The sequence below is a fragment of the candidate division WOR-3 bacterium genome (assembly GCA_016926475.1).
Taxonomy (GTDB): domain Bacteria; phylum SDB-A; class SDB-A; order SDB-A; family SDB-A; genus JAFGIG01.
In genome coordinates, this window is record JAFGON010000036.1 from 1 (window position 1) to 10,751 (window position 10,751).

Annotated in this window: 11 protein-coding genes; 8 read left to right on the plus strand and 3 right to left on the minus strand. The window is 40.6% G+C overall.

Translation table 11 applies throughout. The features are described from left to right. Positions 1 to 387 (minus strand): hypothetical protein (locus JXA84_03535; GenBank protein MBN1150278.1); only part of this gene is annotated, 387 nt, incomplete at its 3' end. A 558-nt stretch (positions 388 to 945) separates the two neighbouring features. Here JXA84_03535 and JXA84_03540 point away from each other — a divergent pair. From JXA84_03540 to JXA84_03550, 3 genes are all read left to right on the plus strand, one after another. Then, positions 946 to 1,533, plus strand: a complete 588-nt coding sequence (locus JXA84_03540) for an RES family NAD+ phosphorylase (protein MBN1150279.1) — start codon at positions 946 to 948, stop codon at positions 1,531 to 1,533. 108 nt (positions 1,534 to 1,641) lie between these two features. Further along, on the plus strand, positions 1,642 to 3,660 hold the full coding sequence (locus JXA84_03545) for a choice-of-anchor J domain-containing protein (protein MBN1150280.1): 2,019 nt from the start codon (positions 1,642 to 1,644) through the stop codon (positions 3,658 to 3,660). 60 nt (positions 3,661 to 3,720) lie between these two features. Continuing rightward, positions 3,721 to 4,182, plus strand: coding sequence for a hypothetical protein (locus tag JXA84_03550; GenBank protein MBN1150281.1), 462 nt, complete (start codon positions 3,721 to 3,723; stop codon positions 4,180 to 4,182). A 72-nt stretch (positions 4,183 to 4,254) separates the two neighbouring features. Here JXA84_03550 and JXA84_03555 read toward each other — a convergent pair whose 3' ends face one another. Both JXA84_03555 and JXA84_03560 read right to left on the minus strand, forming a co-directional pair. Then, entirely contained in the window at positions 4,255 to 5,592 is a 1,338-nt protein-coding gene (locus JXA84_03555) for a hypothetical protein (GenBank protein MBN1150282.1), read from the minus strand. Continuing rightward, entirely contained in the window at positions 5,576 to 6,208 is a 633-nt protein-coding gene (locus JXA84_03560) for a restriction endonuclease subunit S (protein MBN1150283.1), read from the minus strand. Before JXA84_03560 ends, JXA84_03555 begins: the two co-directional genes overlap by 17 nt. A 134-nt stretch (positions 6,209 to 6,342) precedes the next feature. Between JXA84_03560 and JXA84_03565 the strand changes: the two genes are divergently transcribed. The 5 genes from JXA84_03565 to JXA84_03585 all read left to right on the plus strand — a co-directional run. Continuing rightward, positions 6,343 to 7,683, plus strand: coding sequence for an AAA family ATPase (locus JXA84_03565; GenBank protein ID MBN1150284.1), 1,341 nt, complete (start codon positions 6,343 to 6,345; stop codon positions 7,681 to 7,683). Continuing rightward, positions 7,646 to 8,482, plus strand: coding sequence for a hypothetical protein (locus JXA84_03570; GenBank protein MBN1150285.1), 837 nt, complete (start codon positions 7,646 to 7,648; stop codon positions 8,480 to 8,482). The genes JXA84_03565 and JXA84_03570 overlap by 38 nt, the downstream gene beginning before the upstream one ends. Before the next feature lie 96 nt (positions 8,483 to 8,578). Further along, positions 8,579 to 8,716: a hypothetical protein gene (locus JXA84_03575; protein ID MBN1150286.1), complete on the plus strand. Its 138-nt coding sequence runs from the start codon at positions 8,579 to 8,581 to the stop codon at positions 8,714 to 8,716. Between the two features lies 1 nt (position 8,717). Then, positions 8,718 to 10,172, plus strand: coding sequence for a hypothetical protein (locus JXA84_03580; GenBank protein ID MBN1150287.1), 1,455 nt, complete (start codon positions 8,718 to 8,720; stop codon positions 10,170 to 10,172). Beyond that, a partial coding sequence (locus JXA84_03585) for a hypothetical protein (protein ID MBN1150288.1) occupies positions 10,139 to 10,751 on the plus strand: 613 nt, incomplete at its 3' end. The genes JXA84_03580 and JXA84_03585, both read left to right, overlap by 34 nt.

Here is a 10,751-nt window from a genome sequence, read left to right on the forward strand (position 1 = left end):
CCATGTATAGCCGTGGTCGGTTGTTTTGTAAATGAACAATGTATCTGTTCCTGATGAATGGCAGGATTGAATACCTGCGTAGATGTAACCGTTGGCGTCGTAATCAATAGCCATGTTATACCTGTAGGGAATTTCGCACTGGTTCGTGACCAGAAGATCCGGTCCCCATAGAGGGGCGTATCTCGAAGGTTCCGTGTTCGCAGTAAAGTCTTCCTGATTTTGGACAGGACAAGGCGTTGTCTCAGGAAGGATTCCTTCATCGGGATCAACGCCTTCACCTGTGCGAATTGAAACAGCTTCGGTGAAAATATTTCCTGATGGACCATATCCACTCGCGAAAATACAGGCACATACGAGCATACCGATTAGAACAAAAATTTTCTTCATCAGTCCTCCTTTTTGTTTGTTTTCAAGTAAAATTATAGTAAAAAACTATTATAATGTCATTAAAATAATATTAGCAATTTCCTTGGGAATTTCGGATCAATGATTATATTACGCAACAATGCCAAAAAATATTTGATGCCTGCCAAATGTCTGGTATAATAAAGTCAAATGGCAGGAGGTATTAATGGGCGTAAAAGAACACGGCAAAAAAATCAAACCGGCCGGAGACTTGCAAAAATACATTGATTCAACCGGTAATAAATCTGATAAAACCCATCCCTACGTCATACTTCTGGGTCTAAAACCCTGCGACACCGAACCTTTGCTCAAGAACATAGAAGGCGGTATTCCATATACCGCTTTTCAAAGACTTCAAAAAAACCTCGAGATGACGACAGGTGAACTGGCGGAGCTTCTGCAGATAAACGTACGAACGCTTCAGAGGAGAAAAAAATCCGGAAAACTCGAACCGGACGAGTCCGACAGGCTGTTGCGGCTTTCGAGGGTGTTCGGAAAAGCTCTTGAGCTTTTCGAAGGTGATTTCGATGGCGCCAAAAAATGGCTTTCCGAAAAGCAGACCGGTCTTGGGAACCTCAGACCGATAGATTTCATAAAAAGCGAAGTAGGAGCAATAGAGGTCGAAAATCTTTTGGGCAGACTCGAACATGGCGTTTTTCCTTGAAGATAACTTCCTGGCGCATAGTTAAGAAAAAATTCGAATCATCGGCTTTTTCCGGAGAAGGTTCGAGAATATACGGCGGAAGGTGGAACAGTCCAGGGAAAAAAGTTGTGTACACCTCGGAGAGTGTTTCACTCGCACTGCTTGAAATCGCAGTCCATCTAAACAGTAAGTTATTGGAAGACTTTTTTTTAATACCGGTCACTTTTGAAGATTCCTTTGTGAAAAAGGTTGATCTGAAGGATTTGCCGAAGAACTGGAGAAAATTTCCGGCACCGGTGTCGTTGAAAAGAATCGGAGATTTGTGGTACGATAAAATGAATTTTCCGGTTCTAAAAGTTCCCAGTGCAGTCGTGACGAGGGAATTCAACTATCTTTTAAACACCTCACACGAAAAATTCAGGAAGATATTAATCGGCAAACCCGAAATTTTTGAAATTGATCCGCGGCTTATTAAAAGCAGTTGATTGAGAGGTGTTTAAGATTTCTATAAACTGCGGACGATCGATGTTTGACCTTATATGCGTTGAAGGTTTATAATCAAAAAACACCCACCTTAAAAAACGGGAGGCTCCATGGTTTTTTTGTTATTTATAATGTCTCAAATTAATCCCTGGGGCAATTATCCGGAAAAACTCATTCCCGCCTCTGAAAAAGGTTACAGCATGAATTTATTCCTTCTGCGTGTTGAAGGCAATCTGGGGATTTCTACTGTCTCAGCGGGGGATGAATACATCGCGTATTTTCACGTGCCTGTTTGTTACGAGCACCAGGTTCCCGTTTATTTCGAAGTTGATAATCCTTACATGATCAACTACAGGTTCATAGAACTTACGCCTCCGAATTACATGGTAGCTGCAACTATGAGACCTGGAGCGCCGACAAGTATCAACTGGAAGGTATGGGTCCTTGTGCTTCAGGAAACATGGTCCGACCTGCCTCAGTACGTTCCGATTCCTGAACCGGGCGAGCTGCCTGATTCAGTTCTCAAATGGCTTGTCCAGACGGATTGCGCACAGCTCGAGGCGCCTATTGTGACAGCAAGCGCCGCAACTGTTCTCGGAACAACCGACAACCTTATTGAGCTGGCTGATTCGATACATTCGTTCTGCTACAAAATACCGTGGCAGTTTCCGCACTCGCCCATGGCTTTCGACGCGGTCTACGCCCTGACCTGGGGAAATTCCTGCACGGGCCACGCGCACGCCGCAGCCGCGCTTTTCAGGGCTAACGGAATCCCGGCGAGAACCCTAATGAACTGTGTGATTTTAAATACCCTATACGACCACCATTGGGCGATAGATTTTTACGTACCTGATTACGGTTGGGTGAGAATGGATCCGAGTATAGCGACATACCCGCAATACCCTTACACGGAAGCAGTGACAATGGTTTGCAACCCCGAGGACGAATTTCCCGTGTGGATGCTTCCCGGATGCGAAGCTTCATGGCACACTTCGGACCCGGTCTTTGGAAGGGGTGAACCCGGGTGGGGCGGTGGCCACACCGCTCAGCTGGAGCACTATTTCGCGGTTCAGAACGACACGGCTCTGCTCGCGAGAGTTGTTTCAGGTCAGGTTTATGCCAAACAGGTTGAGATTTGCGGTCTTCCGCTCAGTCCGCCCGACAGTATAATCCGGGAGCAGGCCGTCCAGTGCACGTACGAAGCCAAACAGGCTTTTCTCGACAACAGAATAGACGAATTTCTAAAAAACATGCAGGATGCACTGAATCTTTTCAACAGCATCACCTTACAGGATGTGGACACTGTATTTGCTGAAGATTTTGAATCCGGTTCAGCGGGGTGGACCCACGGCGGAAATTTTGACGAGTGGGAGCTAGGTATACCTTCCGTCGGACCGGTCAACTCCCATTCAGGCAGTTACTGCTGGGGGACCGACCTTGACGGAGATTACGAGGACAATTCCGACAACTGGCTGCTTTCTCCTCTGATAGAATTGCCTTCGTTGTCGACGGTATATCTCGATTTCTGGATATGGAATTCCATAGAGGACGACAACCCCTATTACACAACGGACTACGCCTGGGTCGAAGTGTCGGCTGACGGATGTGTCACGTTCGAACCGGTTTGCTCAAAGACAGGCGGGATAAACGACGACCCTGAAATCCCGGATGTCGGAGGGTGGTCCAAAATTGTGCTCGACCTTCACAAATACGCGGGAGACAAAATATATGTGAGATTCAGGTTCAGGTCCGATGTTTCCATTCACAGTACTGGGACATACATAGACGATGTTTCGATTTACGGAAGACTGAAACCTTCTACGGGCGTCGAAGAGTTTCTCCCTGTTATATTAAAACCTATAAACTTTCAAATTTCATACAATCCTCATACTGTTTCTCTAATCCTCAGCTTTAATCTGAACAGGGATGATTTTGCAGAGTGTGTTTTATACAATTTGTCAGGGCAAAAAATCAATGAAATTGCCAGCGGCCGTTTCAGTTCCGGTGAAAATGTTTTGACCGTCGATTTGAGCGGTCCAGTTCTAGATTTATCAAGCGGTAAATACTTCGTTCGCTTAACAACTTCTTCCGGTGATTGCTTTACACAGCCATTCATCATCTGTCAGTGAAAACAAAGGGCAATTATAAGCAATCATAAAATAACCAAAAAAAAGTAAAGGAGAACAACAATGGGTTTTGATTCAAAAATACTTTTTCAAACCGCAGTTCTGATTCTGGCAATATCTGTGTTTTCATTTGCCTGTTCGCAAAAAGAAACAAGGAATGAAACAGAGCAACCGGCCGATACAACTGTGACGGTTGAATCAACGGAACAGACAATCGAGAAAACCGGCACGATCGACGAGAGCGACCCGACGGATCCCAACCACATGAATTTTCCCTACGACGCCTACACATTCGAAGCTGTCGCCGGCGACAAAGTGAGGGTGGAAGTTATGACAGAAGCTTTTACACCTCTTCTCAAACTCGTCGAGGTATCCACAGGCGCGGTTCTGGCCGAATGGGACAGCGAGTATCCGACCGGAGACGCCCTGATCTACGTAATCGCCGGTCCAGGCGAATACGAAGCGAGGGTATATTCGACAAATTCAGGAACGGGTGAATATAGTCTTAAAATTATAGTGGAATAAAGCGGAGTAAACGGACGTTAGTTCTAAATAGGCAGTTATAAACCGGTAGGGTATAAACCAGTAGGTTTTTCATCATTTAATACCGTCTGTCAATTCATCGAATTCATCTTCTAATTTTCCGATATTCTCGGTCAGTAAATTTATTTCATCTTTGAGTCTCCGGAGTTTTTCTGAAAATTTCTCCGAACCTGCGGATTCCGGGTGAAGAGGTTTGAAAAGGTTTTGTTTAAATTCTTCGATTTCAGGGAATATTCTTGAGTACTCTGTTTCTTTTTTTCTATTTATGATTATATCCGCGATATTTTCTACAATCTCAGGTGTGAGTCTATTTCTTGTTCTTTTTTCAGTGAAAATTGACGCATCGACAAGCATAATCCCTTCGTCCGTCTTTTTAGGGCTAAAACCGAATATAAATGACTGCTGGTAATTTCCCAAAAAATACAGGTTTGGAAGTCTTACGGCAAAATCAAGGGGTTTTTGAGAAATCAAACTAAAAAATTCATCTCTAAGATAATCTTCAGCCAGAGTCCGTGCGTCAATGTATAGAAAAATATCTTCTCCTTCAGAAATTACAAGATTTACTTCATTTGAAAGGTATTCTTTGTAAAGATCGTCGGCTCTTCGAAATTCTCCGGGTTCTCTTGAGGTTCTGAATAAAATTCTTCTCATGGAAACGTATGATTTAGGAAAATGAATTTTTGCGAATTTTTCTCCGTAAGGCGGAGCGCCTTCAGGTTTCAGAACTCTTATTTTTTCAGATTTTGAAAATTTTTTCAAAATGGCCTGGATCAGAAAAGAATGTAAAGATTCAGTGCATACAAAAATATTACAGGTATAATTTTCGTTATAATCAAAATACACCCCGTTTTCTACTCCTGAAAACAATATATTTTCACATCCCTTTTTTTCAGCCAAAGCGATCATAAGCTCTTTGGCGTTTTCTTTAGCCCTCTGTTCTGGGTTGAAAAAAATACTTCCATGCTGAAAATACCTGAAGAGGGTGATGAAGAAAGAGCTTTTCTCACCTGCCAAGGATTTATTCTTATCCGACAGCTCAAGAGCCAATATTTTTACCTTCCTGTCTTTTTCTTCTTCATTTAAAGTGTTTTCAAAGAAGTCTTGATCAGTTTTATCCGGAAATTCAATGGAATTTGTTTTATAAAAATCATTTAACAAAAAGATCAGATTTTCATAGGCGTTTTCGTCTGTAGTAAGACCGGAAAAATAATGCTCTTTGTTTATTGAGAAAGGATTTGAAGTATCCATTGATTCTTCACAAAACTTCAAAAGAACTGTCCCGAAGAATATTGAAAAACTTTTCCATGATTGACGGCCGCCGCAGAAATTTTGATACAACCTTATGTATTCTCTCGCTTTATCTGAAAATAACCTGTCAGCTCTTTGAAGCATTTGATATTCCCAGTAAATTGTTGAGAGTGAGGTCCAGTATTCCTTTTTTATGTTCGATAATTTTCTCGTAGTATTCCATCTGTTTGGTGAGGTTTTCGTATATATTAACCGCATTTTTCTGAATTTCGATATCAGGTAAGGTTATCTCAAGGGATTCGAGAGAGTTTTTGTTAATTATGTGTGTGTTTGCCCTGTTAGATGAAAAATGAGTCTGCGAAGGGGGAAGGTTGATGTAAAGGGCAAGATAGGGAGGAAATATTTCATTCCTATTTATACCCTCTATCGGTCGTATTCTCAGGATAAAAAAATGGTGCGTCGCGACTGCATCAGAATCGCCCCTGAAAACAGCTGCAACATGATTGGTTGATTTGGCTTTGAACAGGATGTCGTCATCTTTAAGAAGATGCTTATCGAGAATTCTTCTATTGTCAATTTTAACGGATTTAAAAAGGTCAACATTTTCTAAAATAAGAGAGCGACCGACATCTGATAACTGTATTACCCGCACATCCCCATCGTTATCTTCTTCTATCGAAGACCTGAAAAGATAACCAGCTCTGATTTCACATATATCGGACAGCTTGATTCTTTTAATACCCATGACAGATGATATCATATTTAAAAAAATATACAAAGCAATAATGGTAAAAAATTTTTTTACACACTAGTAAAATTTTCTTGACAAGATATTAAATTTTTGATATATGTAGGTAATAAAATTTAGCAAGACAATAATAATTGGAGGTTAAAATGGATGAGATACTGAAAAGTCTAAAAATATGGGGTTACGAAAAGTATTCCAAAATAATTCTTGCGGCTTTGGTCACGGGGGAACCCCTTCTTTTTATAGGAAAACACGGATCAGGTAAAACATTTATGTTGTGTCAGTTAGCACGTGCGCTCGGTTATGAGACAGAAGGAGCTGAAAAAGAATTCAACGCTTACGACGCTTCAAAATCGGTTTTTGAAGATATCATCGGTTTCCCCGATCCTGAAATGATGAAAAAAGGGAAAATTGACTACATAAAATCGCCAATGACATTGTGGAACAAAAAATTCATATTGATTGACGAATTGTCGAGGGCGAATTATGCCATGCAGAGCAAATGGCTTGAAGTCATTAAGGACAGATCCTTAATGGGAGAGAATATTCCTTCGCTGAAATATGTATTTTCGGCGATGAATCCCCTGAATTATCCCGGTGCTTATTCGCTTGATCCTGCCCTTGCAGACAGATTTTCACAAATTGTGGAGATAGACGATTATTTTAAAGAAGAAGACATAATCAAAATCGTCAAAGGAAATAATGAAAAATCATCACTTCTGAGAGAAAACGAAGAATTTGACGGGAGAATTACGGAAAAACTTCAAAGTCTGATAAAGAAAGTAAAAAAAGAATATTATTCTTTGCCCAAAAAAATTACCGAAATGTCTGAAAAATTCTGCTCTGCATATTACAGAAATGCCCAGGACGTATGTTCAGAAAAAGAATACAAAGCCGTAAGCGAGAGAAGGGCGGGAATGATTTTCAGGACGCTGAAAGTCATGTTCGCGATAGACTTGTCGGAAAAAATTAAAATTACGCCGAAAGCTTTTAGGGAAAATTTTAGAATGGCATCCGAATTTTCCTGGATTTATCCCGCCATAGAGGACGGGAATACGAGAAATCTTGAGAAGGAAATACTTGAAAAGACAATCAGAGACCTGGGTTTTATCAAGATAGAGCCGGAAAAGGAGGATAGCACTGAAAGAATACTTCAAAAATTCAAGAATTCAACCTCAGGTAAAGAAGCCTTTAAATCGGTTCTGACAATTTTAAACAAAATAAGGCTTTTGCAGGAAAAGAATGTTACGCCCTGTGAAAAGGACAGCCAGCTTTTTGAAAACGTGGTTGATGTTGTGCTCAACCAAGATGCTGATTTGCTCAACAGGAATCTTAACGGAATGAGTGTTGACAGCTACAGAACAACAGGGATTTGCGACAACTACATCGACAACGACGACAATACAGCAGTTGAAATAATTTCGGAAATTTTTACAAGGGAGGAAAATTATGCTAGTGGAAGTATTCAAGAGAAGAAAACTGCTTAAGGGTCTTTCTTTTCTTGCCGCAATCTTGAAAGAAGTCGCATTCAGTTCCGAAAAGGAAATCGAAGAATTGAATGTATTTACAAGAAGAGCCGCCCACTGGATTGTGCCTCCTCCGGAAAACAGGGGCGGGAGTTTTTACAAGACTCTGAAGAAGGAATTTATTCTCGGTGACAAAAAAATGGTCGGATTTTTCTGTATTGATTCCGGAAAAGTATATGAAGTTTCGCAGTATCTTTGGGAAAAACTTACTGTAAACGGCACTATTGAAAAGCTTTTCCCCGGTTCAAGGGCAGGACTCCCTCTGAAAAAGTGCGTCAAGTTCAACAAGTTTCTCAACAAAGTCATCAATGAAATATCTATGTTTCAGAAGAACAGCAACTGGGATTATGAATTGCCGATTGTCCAGGATCGCTTGAACGAAAGCAGTTTTATTAACGTAAAGAATTTTGAAGAAATTTTCACGAAGAACGGTGATGACTATTGTTTAAAGAGCAGAGTATTCCCGAGGGTGTTCAGGGAAAAGCTTTTGATAGTCAGGGAAAGGGAAATCAAAGGAGTTAAAATCAACGACGTTCTTTTCAAGGTTGGTAAATGCACCAACGGTTCAAGATCCAGAAATGAAAATGAATATGTTTGTGTAGTGGACGGAAAGATGAAAATTCCCGGCAACAGTGAATTCAAGTATTTCTCTCAGGACAGCCGGCTCAAGGTTTTTGAAAGCGACAGCATCGACACAAAACTCAGTTCAATTCTTAAGACTATTTATCTTCTCAAGCAAACACCGGAAGTGAACAGCTGAAAACAACCGCGTTTTAAAAGCGGTGTTTATTTTGTCTGCAAATCCCCAGATATATTATTTTACGATACAGCTCCGGAAGTCATAACCGATATTGATATGATCAAGAATATTTACAGCAGAATAGATTGCTGGATTTACAATCCCTTGCACCCCGCGCTGGACAGGTTCGCGGATTTCGAAAAAACAACCTCACTCGGAATTATTGACGGGAAAGCTCTTTGCAAAGCCGGTTAACATGAAAAACGTCAAAGAGAAATTCACGGAAATGATTTTTGAAGAAAAAAGCTTTTTAAAGCCGCTTTTCGACATTTACAAGAGCACGGTAAAAGACGTGATAGTCGAAAAGGATTCCGAAAGTGTAAAAACCGCCTGTGTCCAACAGGCCGGAGACAACGGATTCGTTATCAGAATAAACGAAGATTTCATGAAAAGAAAAATGACCGGAAAGTATGATCTTCTTTGGGTGCTGATCCATGAATTATCGCACATTTTCTTCGAGCATTTTAAATATGCCGTTAAAATCTGCCCGGAATTCACGAATTTTTGCGCTGACATAAACTGCAATTCGCTGATGTTCAACCTCAACAGGAAAAAAAGAATAAAGGTTCTTGACCGCTGTTACGGCAGTTTCTACAAAAAAATGTTAAAAAACCGTTTTTTCACAGAAAAAGACCTTATGTTTCTTCTCGCGCCGCCCTCCAAAAGCAGAAAAAGCGTGGAACAGGATTTCAAAAAAATTGTCAACCTCTCTCCGTCCCGGAAAAACACGCTCATTTCACTGTGGTTTGACAATTACTTAAAACCTGGAATGCCGGTTCCGCAGTTGGAGAGTATATTGAAAAGATTTATCCGAAAAAGGGAAAATTTCACTTACATCTCACTCGTCAACAGCGAATTGACCAAAATCAGTGCGGTCAAAACCGCCGTTTCCGGCTTTATTGATCATATAAAAACCAGTTTATACTGCAGGAACGCATCCTCCATAGAAAAGATAAAAATTAAATTTCAGGAAGGCGGGAATCTCCGAAAAGCAGAACTTCTGAAAAAACTGATGGAAAAAGTCTTCTGTGAAAATATGTTCAAAAGTGTAAACTACAAAAATGACTTGGTCGAATCGACGGGCGTCATACCGAATTTTTCAAGAAAACAGCTTTCACTTATTAATTGCGGAGTGAATACCCTTTTCTACCAGAACAAAATCCCGGCGAGGGTTAAAAGCGACGAGTTTTCGCCTGTATATATTGACCAGTCTGGTTCCATGGAATCCTACAAGGAATTGATTTACATTCTTTTGAGAAAAATCTCTGATCTTTTCCCCGGTCCGTATTTTGTGTTTTCGTCTGAACTTAAGAAGATAACCCTTCAGGACGTGAAAGAGGGGAATGCCATAACCGGCGGGACGGATATAAATCCTGTAGTCGAGCACATAAATTCGTGTAAATTCAAAAAAGCATTGATCATAACAGACGGCTGTTTCAAAAAACCGGATACGAGAGCCAAAGCGGAGACGTATGTAATTTTGCCGTCCAAATCTTGTGAAAGTCATGCTTTAAAGAGCACAATGAATGATATCGGTGATATAAAAGGAATATTTTACCTCGATGTAGAATGTGAAAACACCTCACAAAGGTTCAACCAATTGAGAAGGAGGAGACCATGTATTTTGAAGAAACGTCAATATACGAGATGAACATTAAGTTAGTAAAAAACATTCCCATTCTTCTATACGAAGATCCGAACGTAAAGGATGAAAGGGAGAAAAAAGCAAGGGATATGTGGTTTGAAGCGCTAAAAAATAAAGAGGAAACAAAAACTCCTGACGAATACTGCCCTCCCGAATACGAAGAAATCATTCTGTTGAACACTGGTTTGAGAAATTCCATCAGCAGAGAAGGCGATTTTGATTTCATTGAAAACTTTGATTATTCTACAGAAGATTCAGAAGAAAACCTTCAACTTATAAAAAATGCCTCGGAATTTTTAGGGACTGAGATAACAGTGATAGCGGGAAATGATTTTTTTGTAGATTACAGAACTGTTTTTAATTATAGAAATTCTAAAGCCGCTTTCAGCCGTGCCGTTTCAGACGGCTCTGTTTTTAGCCCTTATGCTTATCTTAAATCTACAGGCGATTTTTTTGCTGCCGATCCATATACTGCTGAATTCAGGGTTAAAAACAAAAAATACCAGATGCTCATCAACAGTGCGTCGAGATTTTCCTACCTGCCTAAAGGTGAATTGTCAGAAAAACCCATGAAGGGAGAAGAAG